At 46.3% G+C, this 24,384-nt stretch carries 19 protein-coding genes; 13 read left to right on the forward strand and 6 right to left on the reverse strand.

Annotation, left to right across the window (positions count from 1 at the left end):
* Positions 1 to 23: 23 nt before the first annotated feature.
* From NLX82_RS14140 to NLX82_RS14150, 3 genes are all read left to right on the forward strand, one after another.
* Positions 24 to 1,373, forward strand: coding sequence for a sodium-dependent transporter (locus tag NLX82_RS14140; RefSeq protein ID WP_013312591.1), 1,350 nt, complete (start codon positions 24 to 26; stop codon positions 1,371 to 1,373).
* A 276-nt stretch (positions 1,374 to 1,649) separates the two neighbouring features.
* Positions 1,650 to 3,608: an acyltransferase family protein gene (locus NLX82_RS14145; protein ID WP_254348350.1), complete on the forward strand. Its 1,959-nt coding sequence runs from the start codon at positions 1,650 to 1,652 to the stop codon at positions 3,606 to 3,608.
* Between the two features lie 195 nt (positions 3,609 to 3,803).
* Positions 3,804 to 4,760 (forward strand): polysaccharide deacetylase family protein, encoded by a 957-nt coding sequence (locus tag NLX82_RS14150; RefSeq protein WP_028540861.1) that lies wholly within the window; start codon positions 3,804 to 3,806, stop codon positions 4,758 to 4,760.
* Positions 4,761 to 4,837: 77 nt separating this feature from the next.
* Here NLX82_RS14150 and NLX82_RS14155 read toward each other — a convergent pair whose 3' ends face one another.
* From NLX82_RS14155 to NLX82_RS14165, 3 genes are all read right to left on the reverse strand, one after another.
* A complete protein-coding gene (locus NLX82_RS14155) occupies positions 4,838 to 5,965 on the reverse strand; it encodes a glycoside hydrolase family 88/105 protein (protein WP_023990952.1) in 1,128 nt (375 codons plus the stop codon).
* 49 nt (positions 5,966 to 6,014) lie between these two features.
* On the reverse strand, positions 6,015 to 7,547 hold the full coding sequence (locus tag NLX82_RS14160) for an MFS transporter (RefSeq protein WP_025719365.1): 1,533 nt from the start codon (positions 7,545 to 7,547) through the stop codon (positions 6,015 to 6,017).
* A 113-nt stretch (positions 7,548 to 7,660) separates the two neighbouring features.
* On the reverse strand, positions 7,661 to 9,013 hold the full coding sequence (locus tag NLX82_RS14165; protein WP_254348351.1) for a right-handed parallel beta-helix repeat-containing protein: 1,353 nt from the start codon (positions 9,011 to 9,013) through the stop codon (positions 7,661 to 7,663).
* Between the two features lie 331 nt (positions 9,014 to 9,344).
* Here NLX82_RS14165 and lepB point away from each other — a divergent pair, with 331 nt between their 5' ends.
* The gene (gene lepB, locus NLX82_RS14170) at positions 9,345 to 9,965 is read left to right on the forward strand and encodes a signal peptidase I (RefSeq protein WP_023990950.1); all 621 of its coding nucleotides are present in this window, start codon (positions 9,345 to 9,347) and stop codon (positions 9,963 to 9,965) included.
* A 61-nt stretch (positions 9,966 to 10,026) separates the two neighbouring features.
* Here lepB and NLX82_RS14175 read toward each other — a convergent pair whose 3' ends face one another.
* The gene (locus NLX82_RS14175) at positions 10,027 to 11,229 is read right to left on the reverse strand and encodes a GTP-binding protein (protein ID WP_081047510.1); all 1,203 of its coding nucleotides are present in this window, start codon (positions 11,227 to 11,229) and stop codon (positions 10,027 to 10,029) included.
* A gap of 327 nt (positions 11,230 to 11,556) precedes the next feature.
* Here NLX82_RS14175 and NLX82_RS14180 point away from each other — a divergent pair, with 327 nt between their 5' ends.
* Positions 11,557 to 13,245: a methyl-accepting chemotaxis protein gene (locus tag NLX82_RS14180; RefSeq protein WP_076156622.1), complete on the forward strand. Its 1,689-nt coding sequence runs from the start codon at positions 11,557 to 11,559 to the stop codon at positions 13,243 to 13,245.
* Positions 13,246 to 13,349: 104 nt separating this feature from the next.
* On the opposite strand, the gene NLX82_RS14185 is transcribed toward NLX82_RS14180, so the two are convergent.
* Together NLX82_RS14185 and NLX82_RS14190 are read right to left on the reverse strand one after the other, a co-directional pair.
* Positions 13,350 to 14,180: a carbohydrate ABC transporter permease gene (locus NLX82_RS14185; protein ID WP_013312583.1), complete on the reverse strand. Its 831-nt coding sequence runs from the start codon at positions 14,178 to 14,180 to the stop codon at positions 13,350 to 13,352.
* Positions 14,180 to 15,076, reverse strand: coding sequence for a carbohydrate ABC transporter permease (locus NLX82_RS14190; protein ID WP_013312582.1), 897 nt, complete (start codon positions 15,074 to 15,076; stop codon positions 14,180 to 14,182). Before NLX82_RS14190 ends, NLX82_RS14185 begins: the two co-directional genes overlap by 1 nt.
* A 122-nt stretch (positions 15,077 to 15,198) precedes the next feature.
* On the opposite strand from NLX82_RS14190, the gene NLX82_RS14195 reads away from it, so the two are divergent.
* From NLX82_RS14195 to NLX82_RS14230, 8 genes are all read left to right on the forward strand, one after another.
* A complete protein-coding gene (locus NLX82_RS14195) occupies positions 15,199 to 17,058 on the forward strand; it encodes a cache domain-containing sensor histidine kinase (RefSeq protein ID WP_023990949.1) in 1,860 nt (619 codons plus the stop codon).
* Positions 17,051 to 18,697, forward strand: coding sequence for a response regulator transcription factor (locus tag NLX82_RS14200; protein ID WP_076156619.1), 1,647 nt, complete (start codon positions 17,051 to 17,053; stop codon positions 18,695 to 18,697). The genes NLX82_RS14195 and NLX82_RS14200 overlap by 8 nt, the downstream gene beginning before the upstream one ends.
* 106 nt (positions 18,698 to 18,803) lie before the next feature.
* The gene (locus tag NLX82_RS14205; RefSeq protein WP_028540854.1) at positions 18,804 to 20,108 is read left to right on the forward strand and encodes an ABC transporter substrate-binding protein; all 1,305 of its coding nucleotides are present in this window, start codon (positions 18,804 to 18,806) and stop codon (positions 20,106 to 20,108) included.
* A gap of 318 nt (positions 20,109 to 20,426) precedes the next feature.
* Positions 20,427 to 21,455, forward strand: a complete 1,029-nt coding sequence (locus tag NLX82_RS14210) for an NADH:flavin oxidoreductase/NADH oxidase (RefSeq protein ID WP_141697524.1) — start codon at positions 20,427 to 20,429, stop codon at positions 21,453 to 21,455.
* 174 nt (positions 21,456 to 21,629) lie between these two features.
* The gene (locus NLX82_RS14215) at positions 21,630 to 22,559 is read left to right on the forward strand and encodes an ABC transporter ATP-binding protein (RefSeq protein WP_254348353.1); all 930 of its coding nucleotides are present in this window, start codon (positions 21,630 to 21,632) and stop codon (positions 22,557 to 22,559) included.
* A complete protein-coding gene (locus NLX82_RS14220) occupies positions 22,543 to 23,262 on the forward strand; it encodes an ABC transporter permease (protein WP_069081054.1) in 720 nt (239 codons plus the stop codon). The genes NLX82_RS14215 and NLX82_RS14220 overlap by 17 nt, the downstream gene beginning before the upstream one ends.
* Positions 23,263 to 23,290: 28 nt before the next feature.
* Positions 23,291 to 24,028: an ABC transporter permease gene (locus NLX82_RS14225; protein ID WP_076156608.1), complete on the forward strand. Its 738-nt coding sequence runs from the start codon at positions 23,291 to 23,293 to the stop codon at positions 24,026 to 24,028.
* Between the two features lie 163 nt (positions 24,029 to 24,191).
* Entirely contained in the window at positions 24,192 to 24,305 is a 114-nt protein-coding gene (locus tag NLX82_RS14230) for a putative holin-like toxin (protein ID WP_010347020.1), read from the forward strand.
* The last annotated feature ends 79 nt before the right edge of the window (positions 24,306 to 24,384 follow it).

Here is a 24,384-nt window from a genome sequence, read left to right on the forward strand (position 1 = left end):
GTAGAGAGAATGAGGGGGATATAATGAATTTGAGCAAGGGGCAGAATAGCCTGTCTGATAAAAATGAACGCTTCTCGTCTGCTGGATTCATATTGGCGGCGATCGGGAGTGCGGCAGGACTAGGTAACATATGGAAATTTCCGTATATTACAGGACAATATGGCGGAGCTGCATTTTTCTTATTGTTTATTGTCTGCCTGTTGCTTGTTGGTTTGCCTGTACTTTTAGCAGAGCTTGCGCTTGGTCGTGCAGGTCGAGGAAGTGCTGCTTCTGCAATGGTAAAAGTAGGCGGTCACCCGATTTGGGGCAAGATGAGCATTATGTTTGTTATCGTGCCTTTTGTTATCTTATCGTTCTATGCCATTGTAGGAGGCTGGACACTGCATTATGCCGTAGAGGCATTTAGCGGAAATCTGTTTTCAAATAATGATTTTGCTGGACAGTTCGCTTCTTTTTCCTCCGGGTATGCGCCGTTGGTTTGGCTGTTAGTTGTTTTTGCATTTACAGCAGTCGTGGTTACTCTTGGGGTATCAAACGGGATTGAAAAGTTCAATAAAATTTTGATTCCTGCCAAGGTCATCCTGTTGCTCGTGTTGATGATTAACGCTCTTATGCTGCCAGGCTCTGGTGCGGGCGTATCCTTCTTTCTGAATCCCGACTTCTCTAAGCTAAGCATAGAGTCTGCATTGGTTGCTTTGGGACATGCCTTCTTCTCACTTTCACTGGGGATGGGGATTATGATCACGTACGGTGCGTACGTGGATCGCCGTCAATCGCTGGGTGGAGCCATGCTGGCAGTTGGTGGCGGAGATTTAATCTATGCGTTTATCGCAGGTATGATTATTTTCCCTACAACCTTCTCCTTCGGAATTAACCCAGCTCAAGGACCATCACTGGTTTTCATTGCTTTACCGGCTGCTTTCTCGGCAATGCCTTTTGGTGCATTCTTCGGCGGTTTGTTTTTTGTACTGCTGGCGGTTGCTGCATTAGGCTCTATGGTATCCTTGCTGGAAGTTCCAGTAGCCTATGTCATGGAGCGTATGCGTTGGAGCCGGGTTCGCTCTGTTATCGTCGTATCGGTCCTGTGCTTGATGCTGGGCGTCCCTTCTGCATTGTCCATGGGCCTGGTGCCGGAATTAAAAGTGGGGGATAAATCATTCTTTGATTTCGTAGACTTCACCGCTTCCAACATCTTCTTACCGTTAGGCGGTTTGTTGATTGTTATATTCACAGGTTATTACTGGAAGACTGCGGCTGAGCATGCGAACATCAAACCCTTCTGGTTCAACGTGTGGTTATTCGGTCTTCGGTATGTTGCACCGATCCTGATGTTGTTGGTCTTCCTTCATACCTCAGGTATCATCAAATTTTAAGAGCATAGAATACTAATAAAAAGGCATTTTCTTCCTAAGGGAAGAGATGCCTTTTTTTGTATATCTATCAGTGGTTACCTAACTGTGGAAAGGAATGATATAATAAAAACATTGTCATTAATTTTAACTTCATTGAAATCATTACGATTATGAAGTTTTATATAATGAATGAAAAGGCTACAGGGCATCGCACAGACGATGTGCAGGAGAGGGAAAGGGCAGAAGAGCATTGAAACAGACAGGGAGCTTGAATTTGCAAGAAGGACGGCGGCTGAAATGAAGTCTAAACAATTGCCGTCACAACGTCGTTATATGCCAGGTTTGGATGGATTAAGAGCGCTGGCGGTCATCGCAGTCATTGTGTATCATCTGAATCCGGATTGGTTGCCGGGTGGTTTGTTGGGTGTAGGCGTGTTTTTTACTTTGTCGGGGTATCTGATTACAGATATTTTGGTGAGTCAGTGGGATACATATCATAGTTTTAAAATGAAAGATTTCTGGTTGCGTCGTGCCAGAAGGTTGCTGCCTGCCATGTTGACGGTTGTGGCTGTCATTGTCCTGTGCTCGTTGCTTTTCGATCCGTCGCGGCTAACGGCCTTGCGCGGAGATGTACCTGCCGCATTGGTGTATATGAGCAATTGGTGGTTTATCTTCCATCAGGTTTCGTATTTTGAAAGTTTCGGCCCACCTTCTCCGCTTGGGCATCTGTGGTCGCTGGCGGTGGAGGAGCAGTTTTATATCTTGTGGCCTTTACTACTGGCGCTTGGGCTAAAATTCATGCCCAAGCGTATTGTGCTCGCAGGCTGGGTGACTTGTCTGGCGTTAATATCTGCACTCCTGATGGCAGTGATTTACGTACCAGGAAGCGACCCGAGCCGGGTGTATTATGGCACGGATACGCGCGGATTTGCTTTGCTGATTGGTGCGGCGCTGGCCTTGGTATGGCCAAGCGGCAAACTGAAAGAGCAAGCTTCTCCTAAGGCGCGTATGCTTCTGGACAGCATCGGTGCAATAAGCTTGCTGCTGCTTTGTCACTGGGCGTGGGCCTCGAATGAATATGACCCATCTCTGTACCGGGGCGGCCTGCTGGGCATAGCTTTGGTCACTGCTATTGTGGTCGCAGCGTTGGCACATCCGGTAAGCCACCTTGGTCGTCTCCTTGGAATCAAGCCGCTACGCTGGATTGGAGCCCGTTCCTACGGACTGTATCTGTGGCATGTTCCGGTTATTACGCTAACGACGCCTCAAGTAGATACCGATGGCGTGCATGTGATGCGTATCATTTTACAATTGCTAGCTACCGTATTGCTGGCGTCTCTCTCATTTAAATATATCGAGGAGCCGATTCGCCATGGAGGATTCCGCCACTGGATCACAGAAATCCGTTCAGCGGTTCGTAGACAGGCGCGGTGGAGATGGATGCCTACAACTACAGCGGCTGTGCTTTTTGCAGGTATTCTCGTGGGTACCGTCCACCTGTACGTGGCGTCTCCTGACGCAACGATTCAGGCAGCATCAAGTGATGAGAAGCCAGTCGCAAAGGCAAAGGCGATGCCGCCGCTTCACGGAACGGTATCCGTGGCTTCCAAGGAGCCCAAAGCCATCAAGCTGCAAGGGGCCGAGGGCAGCAAGGTGCAGACCCCAGTCCCGTCTCAAGCCCAGATGTCTAAAAACACGGCGGTCCATGCTGGTACTACGGATAATGTTACGAAACCGTCGGAACCTTCGGACAAACCCAAAGAAGCTACGCCTATTACAGGTGATGGGTCGAGTGTGACCGCCATTGGAGACTCTGTCATGTTGGATGTACAGTCGTACATTCAGGATTCCTTCCCGGGAGCTGTTGTAGATGGACGGATCGGCCGTCAGATGGCGGAGGCGCCTGCCGTACTGGAGCAGCTAAGACAGAACGGACAGCTGGGTAAGACAGTTATTATTGAGCTGGGCACGAACGGCGCTTTCACCAAGGATCAGTTAGCGAATTTGCTGGCCAGTCTGAAGGATACGAAGCATATTATACTCGTGAATACCCGTGTGCCTCGGCCGTGGGAGAGTATTGTGAACAAGCATCTTGCCGAAGCAGCGTCCCAGGACCCGCGAATTACAATGATTGACTGGTATGCAGCTAGCTCTGGTAAAAATTCATATTTCGAGCATGACGGAGTACATTTAAAACCTAGTGGTGCTAAAGCTTATGCGTCCTTGTTGGCTCAGGCCTTAACGAAGCAATCGTAATAAACTGCAATGATACTCATAAATTATGCAAATGCAAGACAAGAAAGCCACCAGGAGTAGGTTGTCCTCTGGTTGAAGTGCATCCCTAAATTTTCATCGGCTAAACCTAAGGGTTTTTCCCATGTCCATTCTAAGGTGTGTACATCAACCCTGATCCGGTGGTTTTTCTTATTTTAGTGGGAGGTACATAAGCTAATGGAAAAGGGCTATTCACATAGTAGGACAAGAGAACACCGCTTGAAGAGGAACAGAAAAAGACTAATTTTACTTGCTATTATATTATTTGTGGCAGGCTGTATTACTTTCATTGCGATAAAGGTCTCAGATAACAAAACGCATGCGCCAACACAGGAGCTTGCTAAAAAAACAGATTCCGTATCCAAGGACTCATCAAAAGGTAAAGTAAATGGGGGAGCAAATGGTAAAGCAGTCTCTCCAAAAAGCGACCCCGAAGTAGAAGATGGTGCCTTTGTCGAAAAATATTTAAAACAGCAAATGCTAGGGCAGATGCCCGATGGAGCCGATGGTAAAAAAGTGGCCTACTTATCCTTTGATGATGGTCCATCCGTGACGGTAACACCTAAAATATTAGACATTCTGAAAAAACAGAAGGTCAAGGCAACCTTTTTTATCGTAGGAAAAGAAGCCGATGAAAATGAACATACCAGGAACATTATCAAAAGAATTGTTAAAGAAGGTCATGCGATAGGAAACCACACGTACTCTCATAATTATAAGTATTTATATCCTAACAAGAGGGTAAGCACGGACCATGTTATGCAGGATATTGAGAGGAACAATAAGGTGTTAAAAAGTATTCTGGGGCCAGAGTTCACCACAAGAATGATCCGGTTTCCGGGGGGCCACATGACATGGAATAGCAGAGATCCACAGGGGATGGCTGCTTTGGATAAAGTTTTACATCAAAAGGACTATCATCAGGTAGATTGGAATGTATTAACGAAGGATGCAGAGGGGAAATCCAAGAAGGCACCGGCACTAATCAACCAGTTTATAAGGTCAGTCAAAGGTCGTGAAAAAGCCATCATACTCATGCATGACACCTATGGTAAAGAAGAAACCGCAAAAGCGTTGCCGCAAATTATAGAATTCCTAAAGAAACAGGGATATGAGTTTAAGGTTATGAAGTAGGATATGTTTATATGTAAGAAAAGGACGGGGCTGATGGCCACCGTCCTTTTTGCAATTAAGGTTTATACTTCGCGTGTTTAGATGCGTTCTGCTTCACCCATCGCCTGAATGAAAGCCCCGATACCTTTGGGATCGTTGGTTATAATCGGCTCGCTGATATAGTAAGCGAAGGTGCCATCCCGACGATCTTTACCACCCAAACCGCTTACTTGCACCGTTTTGTTCAGATTCACGAGTCCTTCTTCAGTAATCGTGATAAATTCATCGATAATTCCCTTACGGATAATTTCTGCCTCTTGACGATATTGCTCTGGCAGATAGCCTTTGCGAACGCCCTTGGCAATAGCATAGAGAATCATGCAGGAAGCAGAGGCTTCCAGATAGTTGCCTTTCACATGGCCCAGGTTGAGCACTTGATAAAAGACTCCACTTTCTTTATCACGCACTTTCAGCAGGGCTTCCAGTGTTTCCGTCAGCATATCAATCAGGACGGGACGGTCTGCATGATCCTCTGGAATATAGTCCAGCACGTCAACGAGTGCCATAACGAACCAACCCATCGAGCGTCCCCAGAAATTTTTGGAGCAGCCTGTTTCCGGGTTGCACCAATGCTGCTCACCTTTCTCATCCCAGGCATGGTAGAGCAGGCCTGTTTTAGGATCACGTGTATGTTCATAGCAGAGCTTGAATTGCAGGGTCACATCGTCAAACTCTGACGGATCTCCGAATTCACGGATAAATTCAGCGTAGAACGGGGCACCCATGTACAAGCCGTCGAGCCAAATTTGATACGGATAAATTTGCTTATGCCAGAATGCGCCTTCGCTTGTGCGCGGGTGTTTTTCCAGCTGACTGCGTAATTGGTAGGCTGCCTTTTTATATCGTTCATCTCCTGTAGCACGATACAGAGAGAAGAGCAGCTTGCCGTTATTCACATGGTCAATATTGTATTCATCTACTTTATAGCGCTGAATAACGCCATTTTCGTCAACAAAATGATCCATATGTTTCTTTATATATTCCATATACTTGGGATCGCCTGTCAGTTCGCCAACCCATTCCAGACCTCTGTAAATGACGCCGTGGTCATATTCCCATTTTTCATAAAATTCCGGACTTCGTTGTAGAACGGAATCGCTCATACGTACTGCCCAAGAATCTGTTTTTGTAGGACTGGTGGTTGGTTGTGATGTTGGATTTGCCATGATACAGTCACCTCTTTAGTAAATGTTTAATCTGTATTTGTTATTGTTATTACATAGACGGAGTGTGTGTTTTAGGGTCAACAGGTTTGTTCTTGAAGCCCACGTTATTGTTGCCCCAGCACCGATCGTAATGGAAACCTGTCAGTTCCTCGAATACCTTTCGTGCTTCCGGTTTGGCTGATTTCATGGAGCCACCGTTTTTGAGGCGGTCAATTTCGGCGATTAGCTTCTTGTGGCTGTCAATATCCAGCTTCATCACGACAGACGCAATCATACCGATGATCGCGAGAACGATGGTACCGACCACGAGTACATAAAAGATGGCGTGCTGAGCAGCGACTGGCTGACTATCAGCCCCGGATACAAAGCCAAAATGCTGTAATACCCAGCCAAGAATGAAGACGACAACGGCCCGCACCATTTTTCCGGCAAAAGTCATCATACCTGCATAAATACCTTCCCGGCGACGGCCGGTCAACGCTTCATCCACATCGGCAAGGAACGTGTATTGATTCCAAGGGATGTAGTAGACGCCCCCAGTACCAAGCCCCATGAACAGGGTGATGACATATAGCCATACCATCGTATTCGAGGCTCCCGTTATATAGAGCAGGCCATAACCAGCTACGCTAAAGCAAACGACAACGAGTGCGGCGATGAAAGGCATACGGAACCCTTTACGCACGCAGAATTGGATGAAGAAATAGGTAGAAATCAATTGAATGACAGAGTTAAAGCTGTTCAAATTGGATACCATCTCCGAGCTTTGGAACAAGGAGAAGACAATAAAGTACGTAAAAGCAGAAGTAAACAGCCACTCAGCTGAAAAGCCGCCCAGGTACATCCCGAGATGATGACGGAACGTCTTGACTCGGAAGGTAGAGGAAATGTCGACAAACAACTTTTTCATCGAATCTATAAAGGAAAGCGGAGCTTCACCTTCCAGTTCCTTTTGCAGTTCCTCACTTGGACGTTCCCAGGAGTTTTTGTATAAGAATGCCATCGCAATCAGCAGAATAGCTGCAAAAACGAGACCAGTATAAAAGAAAGGCAATGGAGAGTCTTTGCCATACTCGGCAATAAAGCGACCAGGGATAAAAGCGGCAGCGAAATTGGCAATTTTGCCAAACATGGCCTTCCATCCAGTCAATCTGGAGCGTGCGCCGAAGTCCCGGGTCATCTCCGACGCTAGTGCTTCATACGGCACCATGACAGAGGTATACACCAGTTCAAACAGCACATACGTACTCAGGTAATACCAGAAGCCCAACCCATCTACCCAAAGCATCGGATACACGAGCATCAGCGGGATACCCATCATGATGAAAAAGCGACGTCTGCCGAATTTACGGCCCAAGCGGGTCCGGTGAAAGTTATCGCTGATAAAGCCCATGACCGGATTGCTGACCGCATCTATGATGCTGGCAACAGAGAAAATGGCCGCGGCCTGAACGGGAGACAGTCCGCAAAAGGTTGTATAAAAGTACATTAACCACGCACCGCTAATAGCAAGTGCGCCACTTCCCAGCATGTTACCGCTTCCATAGGCGAGTGTATGTTTCAGTGTGATTCTTCGTTCCATGATCTGTTCACCTCATATTTTGTCTGGTTATGAGGACAATCACCGGTCGCTATATTATGCAGAATTGTCTAAGTTGGTAGATGGGCCAGGGCGTCCTGAGTTGGAAGGGGCGTTTAGCGTGCCCCTATATTAGTGCCGCTCGGTGTTCCCGAGCCGATCAGATCGCTTCCTTTGGCCAGCTTAAGGAAATCACCTAGCTGGATGGAACCGTCTGCACTTCGAGTGATAGAAGGCGTGAGACTAACAAAGTCGTCTGCACTGACTACCAGACCTTTGGCATTTGTCGATTTTTTGTTTTTCCACCAAACGCTAGAGTTGTCCTGATCTGTACCGCTTGTTTTGTCACTAGCGCTTCCCTCAAAGGAAAGATTGTTTATGAACACGTGATCACCCTTGTCAAAAGCAAAATTACTTTGTCCATTGTCCCACGAAGTATTATTGGTCAACGTAATGCTGCCGGGGTTGCTATTGTAGGTGAAGCCGTGTTTTTTGTTCTGGAAAGCAATGCTGTTTTTCACAATATGGTTGACTTTGATTTTGTCTCCACCCAGCTTAAATCCGTTGCCGTCGCTGTTCGCGGTAGACGTTCCATCTGAGGTCTGCCCGTTGTGGTGGGCCACACTGTTCAAAATGGTTACTTCGCCGATGGGACCCGTTTCGGTTTTGCTATACAAATCCCAGCCATCGTCTACGTTGTACGCAGCCAAGCAGTTATCAAACACATTGCCTGATCCTACAGTTAATTTAGCCGCGAAGCCATCGGCATCCTCACCATTATCGGGATCAGCGTTATCGTGAGAGTAAGAATTCAAAATCAAATTGTTCGAAGGCCACTCACTAGTGGAAGCGTTAGGCGAGTAACGTCCAAGCTGGAGTCCAGTATCCCGGTTGTGGTGGGTTTCCACGTTTTCGATTCGGTTATTGCTGCCGCCGATATAGATACCATTATCTCCGGCACCCTTTACTTCAAGGCCCTTTACTAGCCAAAAGTCTCCGTTAAGTTGAAGTCCACGATTGGCTGAACCAAAGGCTTGAGCAGAGAAATCAAGTACCGGCTTTTCACTACCGTAAGCGACCAACCCTTTGAGTGAGCCGTTATTGCCGCTGTTTTCACGCTGAATTGTAATCGTTGAGGAGTAAGTGTAGTTACCACCGCGCAGATAAATAGTTTTACCAGGAGCAATTTGTGTAAGTGCTGCTTCGAGCGTGGTAGGACTGGATATTGTACCCGGATTGGACACGTTACCATTTGGCGACACATACAAATCTCCTGCCGCTAACGTTGTGGAGACAGCTGTTGCGTCGGTTGTACTAACTGCCTTTTCTGTGAGTGCAGAAGAAGGGATGTCGTTGGATGACGTATCTGCGTAAGCGGTTCCAATAAGACAAGAAGAAGCGAAAACAAAAGAAACACCGAGCCTTAGAGCGTTAAATCCGTTTTTTGGACGATCATTTCGTTTAAACATGTAATTTCCTCCTTATTTGAGCTCATATTTTAAAAGAAGATAGCATCTATAAAAGTGACTCATGCTGTCTTTCCACTAAAAACAGGACACCTCCTGGGGGGACAGATTGATCTACCATTAGTCCAAAACGCTCTAAGAAGTATATGCACAGTGTAATATATGTTAACGTTTGCATCAACAGTTTTTTACTGTTTTTTTGATATTGTGAAAAAAAGTTCACACTTTTGTTTCAACTAAAAATGCAATTTTGCCAGACTGGGAAAATTTGATTATACTTAAACATTATACATATAATAGGAATGAAAACTGTGAGAAAGGGTGGGTTTAGTGCATGGAGAGTGGAAATCATTTGACGGATTCAACTGTCGAACAATTGCAGGAAAAGCAGCCACGAGTGAAAAATGAGATGATCGATTGGCTTAAAGCCATTATTGTAGCCATTGTGCTCGTGTTCATTATACGTTGGCTATTATTTGCGCCATTTATTGTTGAGGGAGCGTCCATGGAACCGAATTTCAAGACAGATGAACGAGTGGTCGTGAACAAGATGATTTATGATTTTCGTGATCCCAAGCCGAGTGAGGTTGTTGTATTCCATGTGAAAAAGGAACAAAAAGACTTTATTAAGCGTGTTATTGGAGTGGCTGGGGATACGATTCAGTATCAAGGCGATCATCTTTATGTGAACGGTAAGAAAGTAGAGGAGCCATACATTCAGGGAGCTATTCAGAATGCGCACGCCAAGGGAGAACTATATAACAATGTTGATTTTCCAAATGGAACCATAACCGATTCCAAGGTACCTGAGGGTTATATTTTTGTGATGGGCGACCACCGCAATAATAGTAGGGATAGTCGTGCTATTGGCTTTGTTTCTATTAAAGATATCGTTGGCCGTGCGGATGTGATTTTTTGGCCGGTGGATAGCGCGCAATGGGTTAAGCATAAATAATATAAGAGCGCCTAAGAGGGGGGGGATTCCTCACTTAAGGCGCTTTTATTTTATAACCTCATTATATTTTTTTCGTAAACGGGTCAGGCAGCTTGCGCCAATCCTGCTCCATTTCTTCAGGGGTCAGCAGTGTCTCATCCAGAGTGCGCTCGATTTCTTCCCGGTTCATATCGATACCAATAAATACGAGTTTGGTCACCCGGTCACCATACTTTTCGTCCCAGTCAGGTGTCTTTTCGAAATCTTCGCCAAGATAGTATTCGCGTTCTTCTTCAGTCAAAGCAGATACCCACAGTCCTGCGCGTGCGAATTGTTTGGAGCTACCCGCCTGACTGAATGTAAAAGCAGTGCGGTTCTGCGTGGCGAGCCACACCAATCCCTTGGAACGTACAACCTCAGCAGGCCATTGAGCCAGCCATTTCAACAAACGTTCGGGATGAAATGGGATTTTGCGCTTGTACACAAACGAAGCAATGCCATATTCTTCTGTCTCCGGTACGTGCTCTTCTTTGTTCATTTCCTGTATCCAGCCTGCCGCCTGACTAGCTGTTTCAAAATCGAAGCGATGCGTGTTCAAAATCTCTTTTGGGTCCACCTTACCGTACTCGGAACGGATGATTTTGGCGTTTGGTTGAATGCCGCGTAACGCTTTTTCCAATCGTTCCAGCTCCTCTGGGGATACCAGATCGCATTTGTTAATGATCAGCACATCACAAAATTCCACCTGTTCTATGAGCAGATCAACGATGCCGCGTGCATCCTCTTCTGCCACTTCCTGTCCGCGATCCCTGAGGGAGTCCCTAGAGTAGAAGTCTTTCCAAAATTCCGGTGCATTCACGACGGTGACCATAGTATCCAGTCGGGTCAGCTTGGTCAAATCAATTCCATTTTCCTCATCTACATAACTGAAGGTCTGGGCTACCGGAATGGGCTCACCTATACCCGTGGACTCGATAAGGATATAGTCAAACCTTTTGTCGAGTGCCAGTCGTTCTACCTCTTTTAATAAATCTTCCCGCAGGGTACAGCAGATGCAACCGTTGGACATTTCCACCAGCTTCTCATCCACACGAGATAATCCTCCACCGTCACGAACGAGATCAGCATCAATGTTTACCTCACTCATATCATTGACAATGACGGCTACCCGCAAGCCTTCCCGGTTATTCAGCACATGGTTCAGCAGTGTGGTTTTGCCGGAGCCGAGGTACCCGCTTAGTACCGTGACCGGTATTTTCTTTTCCAATTCCATAGCGTTTGCCAACGTAATCACTCTTCCCTTCGAAAGTATCATGAAATGTCGAATGTGGTGTAGTGGTTATCATGCGAGATAGGAAAGCAGACGTGCTTTCTTTGTCTTTCTTTAATCGTAATAATTACGAATAGTAAAATTAGTAAATCATTATTAAGAGGAATTGTCAAGGAAGGTAAGATCACCTGATAAGAACTGTATTAATTTTCAAATCGATAAATAATTAAAATTTTAGGTAATTTGTACGATAAAATAAGTATCCATGATGGAACAGATTCGGCTTAAGTTGTATAGAGTTGTGACGGCATGGCGTCAGATTAGAGAGGACGTATCCAATACATGCGGACAATAGGAATAGGCACAAAAATTAGTGGTATGGTGATCGGCATTTTGATAGTGTTGTCTGTCGTGATCGCTTATGTGGCTACTAGCCGAATGCAGGAGGGTATTGAGGCTTTTGCTACCGAAAAGGCTAAAAATGACTTGAATATGGCAACCCGCCTGGTGGACTACAAATATAGCGGGGCATGGAAGATCAAGGACGGGCAATTATATAAGGGGAGCCAACGGATTAACAATAATGAGGAAATCGTCGATGAAATTGGCGAGGCAACAGGCGATACAGTGACTTTCTTTCAAGGGGAGCAACGGGTAGCGACGAATGTCATGCTGGAGGGCAAACGCGCTGTAGGCACGAAAGTATGGGAGAAGGTGGCTACCGTTGTCTTAAAGCAGGGTCAGCCCTATTATGGTCAAGCGGTAGTAGTTGGCAAAACGTATCAAGCTGCGTACACACCCATCCGCAGTGCGGACGGTGCTGTGATTGGCATTCTGTATGTAGGTGCATCGCAATCGATCATTGACGGGATCATTAGCGGGTTTATCCGCCAGTTTATGATTGTAATTGTAATTGCTATTGCGGTGTCGCTAGCCGTGATTCTCTGGTACATGAGCAGGGTAAACCGCAGGCTGGGCCGTGTAGGCCAAGCGCTCGCCAAGGCAGGTCAGGGAGATTTTACTTCTGTCCTGCTTGACCGGAGTGGAGATGAGCTTGGGCGGCTGAGTGTCAACTATAATGAAATGCGAGAAAATTTGAGCATTTTGATTTCCGAGGGCATGCATGCTTGTGGAGCGGTAGCCGATTCAACGGGGCGGCTTGCCGTCATTGCTGAAGCATCGACCAGGCAGGCCAATAGGATTGCAGACACCATCCGGCAGGTTGCAGACGGAGCCGGAGCGCAGACCCGAAGCGTGTTGGAAAATCAGACGGCGATGGAAGAGATGGCTCAGGGCATTCAGAATGTCGCGGAAAATGCCTCAGAGATTGCGGAAGCTGCTATCTACTCCAAGCAACAGGCGGAGGCAGGAGCGGAAACGGCGCGCCTCACGGTGGAACAGATGGGGGAGCTGCATTCGTCCATCCAGCATACGGAGGCTCTGATTCAAGCGCTTCACCGTCAATCAGGTGAAATCACCGGAATCATGCAGGTTATTCAGGGAATATCTGAACAGACGGGACTGCTGGCGCTGAATGCTTCTATTGAAGCTGCTCGCGCAGGTGAGCAGGGACGAGGATTCGAGGTTGTAGCATCCGAGGTGCGGAAGCTAGCAGATCAATCGGGAATAGCCTCCCGCCAAGTGGCGCAGCTTATCCAAAACATTGATGGAGATGTACAGCGCTCGGCAGAAGCGATTGGACATGTGGTAACGCATGTGGACAGCGGGCTGCGGATGATGAACAAGACACATGACAGCTTCGAACATATCGTAGAAAGAAGCACTCACATTGCGGAACGGATCGAAAGCATGGCAGCAACCGCAGAACAAATGTCAGCAGGTGTGCAGGAAGTTACCGCTTCTGCTACTGAAATTATTGTCATCGCCCGCAGGACGAGCGGCGGCTCACAGGAAGTATCGGTTGCAGCCTCTGACCAGATGGAAGAGATTAACCGTCTAAATACCTGCTCTGCTGACCTACAGCTTGCTATGGAAGAGATGCTGAAAGCGCTAGGCCAGTTTAAGGCTTAATGAATACTGTACAGAAGCCCATGATGGATATCACGAAGACAAGAGGACTTGCGCGAACAACACGCAAGTCCTCTTTTTTTTGCATCTGGCTTCGAATACTTGACTCAGCCTTTGACGGCTCCGGCGACGACGCCTTTGACAATGTATTTTTGCAGAAAAATAAATACGATAATGGAAGGCAGCACAGCCATTACCATCGCGGTCATGGCATATTGCCAGTCTGACGTATACTGTCCAACGAAGGTGTAGGCGGCCAGCGTCAGCGTTTTGGTGCTGGGTGAGCCGTTGACCATGAGAAGCGGAAGCAGAAAATCGTTCCAAATCCACATCACGTCGATAATGACAATGGTGGCGGTGACTGATTTCAGCAAGGGGAAAATCACGGAAAAGAAAAGCCGGAAGCCCGAGGCTCCATCGATTTTGGCGCTTTCGTCAATCTCAGCCGGAATACCTTTCACGAAGCCGTGATAGATAAACACTGCCAGCGGTGCGCCGAAGCCCCAATACAGCAAGCCAAGTCCCCAAGTGCTGTCTGCCAGATTTAAGTCTTTCGCCAGTCGCAAGACAGTGAGCATGATGGACTGAAACGGGATCAGCATCGGCATAATGCACAGCATGTAAATCACGGAGCTCCATTTGCTTTTGGTTCTTGCCAGCTTGTAGGCCGCGATGGAAGATATCAGCACGATACCTGCCAGGCCGACGACGGTAATAATGGTGTTATTGAGAAATAGGCGTGGATAGTCGATGAATTTCCATACATATACGTAATTATCCAGCGAAAGCTGCTTGGGCAGCGCAATGACGTCGGTCATGACCTCAGCGAAGCTTTTGAACGAATTGTTAATGGCGAGAAACAGCGGGTACAAAAATAACAGTGATAATACAATCATGCCCGCTTCTAGCAAAATACGTCCCGTACGGCTGCGTTGCATCAGGCTTCAACCTCCCTGCGTTTGAAAATAGACAATTGAATAATCGTAATGATCAGGACTGCAACGAATAAAATCAATGCTTTGGCTGTTCCGTAGCCATACAGATTGTTCTGGAATGTGTCCCGGTAAATATCATACGCAATGCTGTATGTCGTACCTCCCGGTCCACCGCCGGTCAGAGATAAAATGACGTCAAACACTTTGATCGAGTTGGTCAGTGCCATGAAGACTGAGATCGTAATGGAAGGTGCGAGCATCGGTAGAATAATACTGAAAAATCTCCGAATCGGCCCCGCGCCATCAACAATGGCAGCTTCTTTTAGATCCTCTGGCACAGATTGTAAGCCTGCAATATAAATGACCATGTAAAAGCCAATGGATTGCCAGATTGATACCGCCAAAATGGAAACAAACGCGAGCCCTTCCTCACCCAGCCAGCTCAGCTGGAAGATACCCCAGCCTGTACTGTGTCCCAGTGACTCAAAGCCTTGCATGAAGATGAATTTCCATATAAAGCCGACAATCACGAGACTGAGGATATACGGGATAAAGAAGGCCGCCCGCAGCCAAGCCGAGCTTTTCAGCTTCATATCGAGAACGAGCGCCAGCAAAATGGCCAGCACATTCACCAATACAATGTACAGGATGGCATACTTGACGGTAAACCAGGCTGCATGTGCAAAATTGGCGTCCCCAAGCAGGATTTGCTTGAAGTTATCCAAACCTACAAATTTCGGATGTTTGGATATGCCGTTCCACTTGGTCAGGGAATAGCGTATCGTCATCAAAAACGGAATATAAAATGCAATCGTAATGCACAAGATTACGGGCAGTGTGAATAAACCGAATTCCAGTTTACTACCCTTGTCGCCCCAGGTTCCCCTTTTTTTCAGCATAACGCACCTCTTTTTCTCAACATTTTCCGCTCTTTCGCTCCAAGCTGTTTAAGATATAATGAAAGTATAGGATAGCCCCTAGGGCCGGACCAATGGATTTAAGAAAACAGTTGAGGGTAAAAATGTGTACGCTTTCAAAAGGGGCGGTTATCATGATGTCAGAGCGCGTAGGAACGATTCTTCGCTCCATGTGGAGGAGGATCACGCAAAAATTAGTGAACAAACTCATTCTTCTTTTTACCTCGGTGATTATTCTGGTGGTGGGCTCACTTACAATTATTTCCTATCAGATGATTGAAAAGGAGTCGGTTAACCATAGCATCGCCAGCACGACCAATAATCTGCTGCTGGTCAATCAGAATTTGGAGGATTACTTGGAGGGAATGCAGCAGTTGGCTCTTCCACAGCTACGTTATAACGATATCATGAACGCGATTGCCAATGAGAACCGGGACTATGCTTCGCGAATGGTCATTGAAGATTACTTGCGCAGCATGTTTTATTCACGTAATGATCTGGAAGCGATCTATCTGTACGTGGCGGACCGACATCAATACTATGTGGTTACCAGGGAGACGTACAACATTACGGTGCGCAAAGGAATAAACACGGATATTCCCAAGCTTCCTTGGTATAAAGAGGCGATGGCTAGTACCACGAACGAATCATTTCAATCCTTTGTAGGGTCCCGTTCTGATATGGGCTATGTGGCGCCACAAGCCAGCTTTATGGCATACCATCGAGTGCTGAGGTCGATTGCATCCCGTCACCCGCAGGCGGTGCTGTCCTTTTATTACAATACGAGCGCCGTGGATGAAATCATGCAGAACATCCCACTGGGCAAAGGGGACCAATTGATGCTAATGAGCCCTAAAGGGGTTCCCTTTTATGTGAATAGCTTTCCGCTATATGAGCGGATGCGTGATTCCGGAGTGTTGGCACAGATCGGCAAGGGAGGAAGCGGGCGAGTAACGTGGTCAGATAGCAGTGGCAATCAGGAGTATTTGGTCGTCTATGATGCTGGTGAAAAAGATGGGTGGCAGCTCATCAAGCCCATCCCATACCGCCAGATTTATGAAGCAGCTACGACAACACGGAATTGGAGCTATGCCATCGGGGCTTTATTTTTAGGTGTGTCTATTATATTAGTGACACTGACCTCGAACGCCATTACCCGACCTTTACATAAGCTGTCCACCCAGATGAAGCGGTTTAGCACCGGAGATTTTGGAGCAACAGCTCCTGTGAAGGGACATGACGAGATTGCATATTTGTCGCTGCATTTTAACGAAATGGTCCAAAGAACCGAAGAACTTATTAATGAGCGCTATCGCATGAAGCTGGTCGAAAAGAATGCCATACTCAAGGCGTTGGAGGCTGAAATTAATCCTCATTTTCTGTACAATGCCCTGCAAGCCATATCCACACAGGCATTAAAGCGGGAGATGTTCGACATGGCGGATATGGTGGATGCATTGGCCCAAACGTTGCGGTATTCCATCAACGGCAAGGATATCGTAGTTGCCCGCGAAGAGCTCAAGCACATTGAACGGTATATAGGACTGCAAAAAGCAAGGTTCGGGGCGAGACTGCGGGTCGAAGTGGTATGGGAGGAAACGCTGATGGAGTTGCCGATCCCGAGATTATCTGTGCAGACGTTGGTGGAAAACGCTATCAAGCATGCGTTGGAAAAAGTATCAAGCGATATTCTGATCGTCATTTCAGCCGAATCGAGTTCTACAAATGCCACAATTGCAGTCAGGGACAACGGACCTGGAATTTCAGAGGACAAGCTGAGAATGGTGCTGGATTCATTCCATGAAAAATGGGAAGAACGGGAGAGCGAGCATATTGGTTTGAAAAATCTGAACACACGGCTGAAGCTTTTGTACGGAGATCAGGCAGGATTATTCATACTTACGGATGAAACGGGAACGGAAATGAGAATGCAAATTCCCCGGGGAGGAAGTAGTCATGTATAACGTATTGATTATTGACGATGAAGAGCCGTTGCGCGAAGCCATTCGTATTATCGGGGACTGGGACCGTCTGGGCATCGAACATATTTATGAGGCGACGAATGGAAGGTTGGGACTGGAGCTGTTGGGTCAGCACCATATAGATGTGGTGATGGTCGATATGAAAATGCCTGAGCTGAACGGTATCGAATTTCTTCGTGCGATCGAAAAGGCATATCCCCATCTGCTGACGATTGTCATTAGCGGCTACAACGACTTTGAATTTACACGGCAGGCGATACAATCCCGGGTGGTGGACTATCTGCTCAAACCTATCAATCGTCAGGATCTGAACCAGGCACTGCGCAAAGCAGTGGACATTCTGGAAAGCCGAGAGCAAAGCAAAAACAAGTTCATTAGCCAGAACATTACGCTGAATATGTCACTGCCGAAGCTGAAAGAGAAGCTATATTTGTCCATTTTGGACGGTAGCTTTAAAAGGCAGGCCAATACGGCGTTGCTCCCATTGATCGGAGCGGATCAGAAGGGGAATCGCTTTGGGGTGATCGTGCTGCGGCTGCTGAACAGGGATGAGATTCGCAGGACGCGTTTTCATGGCGATGCCGATCTGATGGATTTTGCCGTGACCAATGTGTTAGCTCAGACGTCAGATGAACGGTTGAGTTGTTTTAGCTTCTCCCATCCGCGACGGGAGCGTGAGGTCGTTTCGATCTGTACCCTGGCCCCAGGACAAGAAGAACATATGGCCTTACTATTGGCACAAGTGACACAGAAGGCGGTGGCCAACCTGCATGGGCTGTTCAGCATGGTGGTAGTTGCCGGATTGGGTAAGCTCTGCACAGATGTATTGGAGCTAGCGTCTGCTTATATGGATGCCAAGACGCTCATTCACAGCACGGATGTGTTAAAGCTGGAAGGGGAATCCATTCTTCATACAGTGCCACGGCAAATGGGTACGTTAGAGGAAATGTCATGGACGGAGCGACTGTTGTCGATCCAAAAGGATGCTCAGACAGGTCAGGCGAACCGGGCAAAGGTACTGCTGGACGATCTGCTGAAACAATTGGCATCAGGCCCTATTTTCCGTTTACAGGATGCGGATCGAATGATGAAGGAGTTCCATTTTTTACTGAGAGAAGCTGCGATTGAGTTGGGTGCGTCTACGTCAGCGTTGAATCAAGATGGAGCTTTGGAAGATCTGGAGCAAGTGGGGGAAAGCGATTTGTCTGCTGATTTTACGAGCTTTGTCCACTACGGTCAGAGATTGAATCGGATGCTGGAGCTTTACATTGCTGGGGTCCAACATGCTCAAGCGGGGAACCAGCCCTTTGACATAACGGACATCAAAAGGCACATCGACCGTTATTATTTTGAGGATATCAAAATTTCGTTTTTTGCCGAAACCTATTTTTTGAGTCGGGAATACCTGATGAAGCTGTTCAAGCAGCAGTTTGGTTACGGTATTCACGAATATGTGCAGAAGGTTAGAATGGACAAGGCGAAGGAGCTGCTGGGTGATTCTAGCCTGAAAATACAGGAAATCTCGGATATGCTTGGCTACAAAGATAAAAATTATTTCAGTAAGGCTTTTCGTAATTATTATCAGGTGTCACCGTCTGAGTATCGGGTGAGCCTGCAATAAACCACTTTTTTACCCTTAACGCTTCACTAATCTGCCTTTTTAAATTGGAGTATATTTTTTAGAATGAGCGCATGGACGTTGATCACAAACAAATGGGGGAGTATCCATGTTAAAGAAGATGATGGCGTTATCCGGCAGTTTGCTTTTGACGGTCGGTTTGTTGAGCGGATGTGGAAGCAGCGGCGGCACGGATGCGTCGAAAGAAAGTGCTGGCGGCAAAGAAGATTTGAAAACGGTTACAATAAACATGTTCACAGCTTCACCAGAGTATACCGATGCTTTTAACGCGTATATTGAGGAGTATAAGAAGGTCAAACCTAACGTGAAGATCAATCTGGAGATCATGCAGGCAGACTACAACACGATTCTGAAGTCGAAAATAGCCTCAGGTAGTACACCGGATGTATTCCAAACGACGGCTGGAGGCGACATCGACACGTATGCGGATTATAGCGCCGATCTGACCAATGAGCCACTGGCAGCAGCCATGACGGATGCGGTTCGAGCGAATATGAGTTCCAGTGACGGTAAAGTGCTGGGATTCCCGGTGAAGGGGAACCTGTTTACGCTGATTTACAATAAGGATTTGCTTACCAAGGCTGGGGTAACCTCCCCGCCGAAGACGATTGCAGAAATGCAGGATGCGGTCACCAAGCTAGAGGCGAAGGGCATTACTCCATTTGCCAATGCATATAAAGAGTGGTGGGTATGGAAGCATATCTTCCAACACTATGTAGATGCTGCTGCGCAGGATGCGGGCGTGGAACCGAAGCAACTCGTTAGCGATTTTATCGCAGGCAAAGCAAAAATCAAGGACTACCCAGTGCTGTACAACAACTTCTTTAACTTCATTGATTTGACGGTGAAACATGGCACAGATAAGCCACTGGAACGGGACAGCAATGCGGAAGTAAGTGATTTTGCATCCGGAAAAGCTGCGTTTATGACGGGTAAAGGTGCGTGGGATGAGGAAGCAATCAAGAAAATTAATCCTGATCTTAAAATTGGCATCATGGGATATCCGGTGAGTGACAAAGCTGATCAATCGGTCATCATTACCGGTGCAGATCAGGCGCTGCGTATCAACAAGGATTCCGAAGTATCGAAGGAAACGATTGAATTTTTCAACTGGCTGTACACTTCGGAATACGGCAAGAACTGGTTCTCCCAGGTAGCGAAGGTGATTCCTCCAATTAAGGATGCACCGCTTCCTGATCTGGAAATGCCTAAGGAAATGGAAAGCATTTTGAAAACGTCGAAGTCCGGTGATCTGTCTGTTAACTACTCGCTGGATACGTTCCACCAAAAATTTGGCGAGCTGATGCAGGCATATATCAGCGGCAACATGAACAAGGATCAGGCGGTTGCAGAGATTGAGAAGGCATGGGTGCAATTAGGTTCAGCACAATAAGATTAGTTCTGCAGAGGCGTCCGTAAGGGCGTCTTTTTGTGTTATAGCTAGGAGGCGAAGAGGGCGTGGATAAAAAAATATTTAATAATAATTAAATATTTACTTGCAAAAAGTTATTGAGTTGTGGATAATAGGTTGTGTGCAATATATCTACAACGTACGACATACATAATGACTGCAAGTTGCAAATGTGAGAGATCCCCCGTTTGAGGGAATCTCTTTATTCCGTTTGGACTATGCCGATCATGTTTATAATAGACCGTGTAATTTGGAACGCATTTTCATTGATGTGGTAAAGGTAAAAAGGAGATGAACGTTTTGACGAATTCGTTGTTTACACCGTATACACTGAAAGATTTGGAATTAAAGAATCGTGTGGTGATGCCCCCGATGTGCCAATACTCGGTGACAGCCAAGGACGGGATTCCGAATGATTGGCATCATGTTCATTACCTGAGTCGGGCTATTGGAGGTACGGGCCTGATTATTATAGAAATGACAGACGTGGAACCAGATGGACGGATTACAGATTATGATCTGGGTCTTTGGTCAGACGAGCATGTCCCAGCTTATAAGAAGCTGGTTGATGGCATTCATGCGCACGGGTCCAAGGTAGGCATCCAGATTGCTCACGCGGGCCGTAAAGCTGAGGATGCAGCTGAGCCAGTTGCTCCTTCGGCCATTGCATACCCGGATGCGAATTATAAACAGCCACGCGCGCTTACGACGGAGGAAGTCCGTGGCATGGTGCAGAAATTCGCAGACGCTACCCGGCGTGCAGTTCAAGCGGGCGTGGATACGATTGAACTTCACGGGGCACATGGTTACTTGATTCACCAATTCCATTCGCCAGTTACGAACAAGCGAGATGACGTGTATGGTCAGGAGCTATCCCGTTTCGGTGTTGAGGTTATTCAGGCTGTACGCAAGCAAATGCCTGCGGGTATGCCGTTAATCTTACGCATCAGCGCAGTGGAATACGTAGATGGTGGGTACGATGTGGATCATGCCATTGAGCTGAGCCGTGCATATCAGGCGGCAGGCGTAGACGTGATCCATGTTAGCTCGGGCGGGGAAGGCCCTGCTGGCGTCAGAAAGCCGGGCAACTATCCGGGCTATCAAGTGCCGTTCGCACGCCAAATCCGCGAAGCACTGAACATCCCGGTGATCGCTGTCGGTGCACTGGATGATCTAGCCTTGGCGCAGTCCGTTATCGGCAACGAGGATGCCGATCTGGTCGCTGTGGGACGCGGATTGCTGCGCGATCCATATTGGGCGATTCATGCAGCAGTGACGCTGCGCGGCGAGAAGCCTTCCATACCTGAACAATATCAACGTGGCTACTGAGGCCTAAGTAATCCCCACGTTGTTTATATATAAACAAGGCACCTGCAACGAAGTGTACGCTTCGTCAGGTGCCTGTTTTGTTTTATGGACAGATGGTACAGTGTAAGCAATCTTACACGTAGTAGTGGTTATATTTTGTATACTTGTATTATTTAGTGATTAGGAGGTTTGAAAGTGGATTATATTATCGAAACGAAAAAGCTCCGCAAACAGTTTGGGGGGTCTGTAGCCGTAGACGACATATCCTTACATGTGGAGCGTGGCAGTATCTACGGTTTCCTCGGTGAAAATGGAGCTGGTAAGACAACCACTATCCGCATGCTAATGAGGCTAATTGAGCCTACAAGTGGGGAGGTTTTTTTATTTGGCGAGCGGCTGGAGAAAAACTATCCTTCTATTTTCTCGAAAATAGGTACAATTATCGAAACGCCTGGTTTATACGAAAATTTGAGCGCACGCGACAATCTAAGAATTTGCTGTATGTACATGGGGGTACAGGACAACGGAAGGATAGAACGTACCCTAACCACGGTAGGATTAGAGCATACCGGGAAAAAAAAGTTTAAGGATTTTTCCCTAGGAATGAAGCAAAGATTAGGGATTGCGAGGGCGCTTGTTCATGACCCTGAGTTGCTCATATTGGATGAGCCGACGAACGGACTGGACCCATCTGGAATTAAGGAAATTCGTCAGCTATTGAAGCGGTTGTGTGAGGAGAATGGGAAAACCATTCTTATTTCCAGTCATATCTTGAGCGAAATTCAGCAGTTAGCTACACACATCGGGATTATACATAATGGAAAGCTGTTAACAGAAGATCGTTTGAGTCAGTTGGAGGAAGAATTTGAACAATACACAGACATAAAAGTACACGATGCAAAAGCAGTACAAACGTTTCTGCAAGAGCACATGGGACAGCAGCTTCAATCTAATGTGATATCCCCACAAGAACTAAGAATTCATAGTCCGATCGAAAATACAGCCAAGTTAAATAAACAATTAATAGATCATCAGTTTTCAGTCTATGAGATACACACCTCAAAACAGACGCTAGAGGAGTACTTTCTGACTCTCATTTCAGGAGAGGATGGGCGACGTGATTAGAGCAGAACTTATCAAACTTAAAGGCTCTAAAGCCTTCTTGTTGAGTTATATTATATTGCTGGCTGTTGTGCTGTTGGAATTTGCGACGAGCGCTATTTTTTACAGATATTCAATTGATAAACGGGGTTGGACTTACTATTTCGAGGGCATAGTTCTCTTCGTCAATGTTGCAGCCGGATTTATCAGTTACTACATATTAACCGGTCATATTTTTGCAAGAGAGTATCAGGAAAACACGCATCTATTTATGTTTACCACGCCTGTCACCAGGGTTAAATTTTATTTTAGTAAATTGATCATTATTTATGGATTTATTATTGTATCCTTATTTCTCGTTCTGTTTTTGTCTACCTTATTAGGCATGTCCATTACAGAGCGACCTTTAACGATGGCTATCTGGGTATACCAAATCCAAGTGTTTGCTAAAATGTGTGTGATGCATGCGATGTTAATCCCAATCGCCTCTTTTTTTGCTATACGCTGGAAGAGCATCATGGTGGTTGTACTCGTAGTTTGTACTGCAATATTTTTGAATTTTATATATAAAAGTGAATGGTACCCTTGGATTGTACCCTATCTCTTATCTCCTAATGAAAGAAATGCGACTATACCTACCAATGTTTCAATAGCATGGCTCAGCTTATCCGTGATCTTTCTTCTTGGATTGTCTTTATCCATATGGACATATCAAAGAAAAGACTAAATGGAGAGTTTTTGAGAGGAGGGTTACTATGCTTGACCTGTTTAAAGCAGAGTGCTTGAAGCTGAAAGGAACTAAAATTCTTTGGTTGAGTGTAATGATTTTAGTATTAACCATTGTTTTAGAATTTTATAGTTACGCGGGTAGTTCCAAGTATTCCATAGATCGTGATGGTTGGAATGACTACTTTATGAGTGTTGTTATTCTTATTAATTTTCTGACCGGTTATATGAGCTACTATATTTTGACCTGCTATATCTATGCAAGAGAGTATCAGGAGAAGACCCATATTGCACTGTTTACAAACCCGATTCGCCGGACTCGTATTTACTTCAGCAAACTACTCGTTATTTATATGTACGTCGCTGTTAGCCTACTGATGGCATTTGTGCTATCTACAGTATTGGGTACGTTTATTACAATCAGACCGCTAACCTTTGAAATCGTTATGTATCAGCTTGGGGTATTTGCTAAAATGATTCTTATGCACGCTATGCTCATCCCGATCATCACGTTCTTCGCTATTCGTTGGAAAAAATTTGTACCCGCCATTATTGGGATGTGTACGGTTATGTGCTTAAATTTTGTTTTGGTTAATACACCGGGGAATACCTTTTATCCATGGACAGTGCCGTTATTGTTTTCTCCCCATGGACAAATGGGCAGAACATTCACGTATGTTCCTGGAGGGGTCATCAGTATTTGCTTCATTTTTGTGCTGGGTCTTTTTTTGGCGTTGAGAAGTTATACTCATATAGAGAAAAAGTAGAATGTGCAAGCAGAAAAACAAGGATGGTAGTCCGCATAAGGTTGGTTGAATGAAGCTGTAAAATGTTGTCGCTAAAGGACGGATTTGCGTGCTATAATTCCAGTAACAACAGAATGGCTTAGGTGGGCGGTCGGCTAAGTCTCCCGGAAGGGAGGTGATGCCTGTGGAGGTTAAGGATGCTCTGACATTAATGATGATGTTCGGCACGCTATTAGTAGCGTTGATCGGATTAATCGTTACGATTGTTATTGCGTTGAACCAAAACAAAAAGAAATAGACCGCCCTGGACAAGGGAAAACGGTCTATTTCTAATAGAGCTAGCCCTGTTCAGCCGACCGCTCTTCAAAGCGGCTGTT

The sequence above is a fragment of the Paenibacillus sp. A3M_27_13 genome, assembly GCF_024213315.1.
GTDB classification, from domain to species: domain Bacteria; phylum Bacillota; class Bacilli; order Paenibacillales; family Paenibacillaceae; genus Paenibacillus; species Paenibacillus polymyxa_B.

Bases quoted from the DNA above. Each gene is read 5' to 3' on its own strand.
- NLX82_RS14140 (WP_013312591.1), top strand. From the start codon at position 24: ATGAATTTGAGCAAGGGGCAGAATAGCCTGTCTGATAAAAATGAACGC.
- NLX82_RS14145 (WP_254348350.1), top strand. From the start codon at position 1,650: ATGAAGTCTAAACAATTGCCGTCACAACGTCGTTATATGCCAGGTTTG.
- NLX82_RS14150 (WP_028540861.1), top strand. From the start codon at position 3,804: ATGGAAAAGGGCTATTCACATAGTAGGACAAGAGAACACCGCTTGAAG.
- NLX82_RS14155 (WP_023990952.1), bottom strand. From the start codon at position 5,965: ATGGCAAATCCAACATCACAACCAACCACCAGTCCTACAAAAACAGAT.
- NLX82_RS14160 (WP_025719365.1), bottom strand. From the start codon at position 7,547: ATGGAACGAAGAATCACACTGAAACATACACTCGCCTATGGAAGCGGT.
- NLX82_RS14165 (WP_254348351.1), bottom strand. From the start codon at position 9,013: ATGTTTAAACGAAATGATCGTCCAAAAAACGGATTTAACGCTCTAAGG.
- lepB (WP_023990950.1), top strand. From the start codon at position 9,345: ATGGAGAGTGGAAATCATTTGACGGATTCAACTGTCGAACAATTGCAG.
- NLX82_RS14180 (WP_076156622.1), top strand. From the start codon at position 11,557: ATGCGGACAATAGGAATAGGCACAAAAATTAGTGGTATGGTGATCGGC.
- NLX82_RS14185 (WP_013312583.1), bottom strand. From the start codon at position 14,180: ATGCAACGCAGCCGTACGGGACGTATTTTGCTAGAAGCGGGCATGATT.
- NLX82_RS14190 (WP_013312582.1), bottom strand. From the start codon at position 15,076: ATGCTGAAAAAAAGGGGAACCTGGGGCGACAAGGGTAGTAAACTGGAA.
- NLX82_RS14195 (WP_023990949.1), top strand. From the start codon at position 15,199: ATGTGTACGCTTTCAAAAGGGGCGGTTATCATGATGTCAGAGCGCGTA.
- NLX82_RS14200 (WP_076156619.1), top strand. From the start codon at position 17,051: ATGTATAACGTATTGATTATTGACGATGAAGAGCCGTTGCGCGAAGCC.
- NLX82_RS14205 (WP_028540854.1), top strand. From the start codon at position 18,804: ATGTTAAAGAAGATGATGGCGTTATCCGGCAGTTTGCTTTTGACGGTC.
- NLX82_RS14220 (WP_069081054.1), top strand. From the start codon at position 22,543: ATGGGCGACGTGATTAGAGCAGAACTTATCAAACTTAAAGGCTCTAAA.
- NLX82_RS14225 (WP_076156608.1), top strand. From the start codon at position 23,291: ATGCTTGACCTGTTTAAAGCAGAGTGCTTGAAGCTGAAAGGAACTAAA.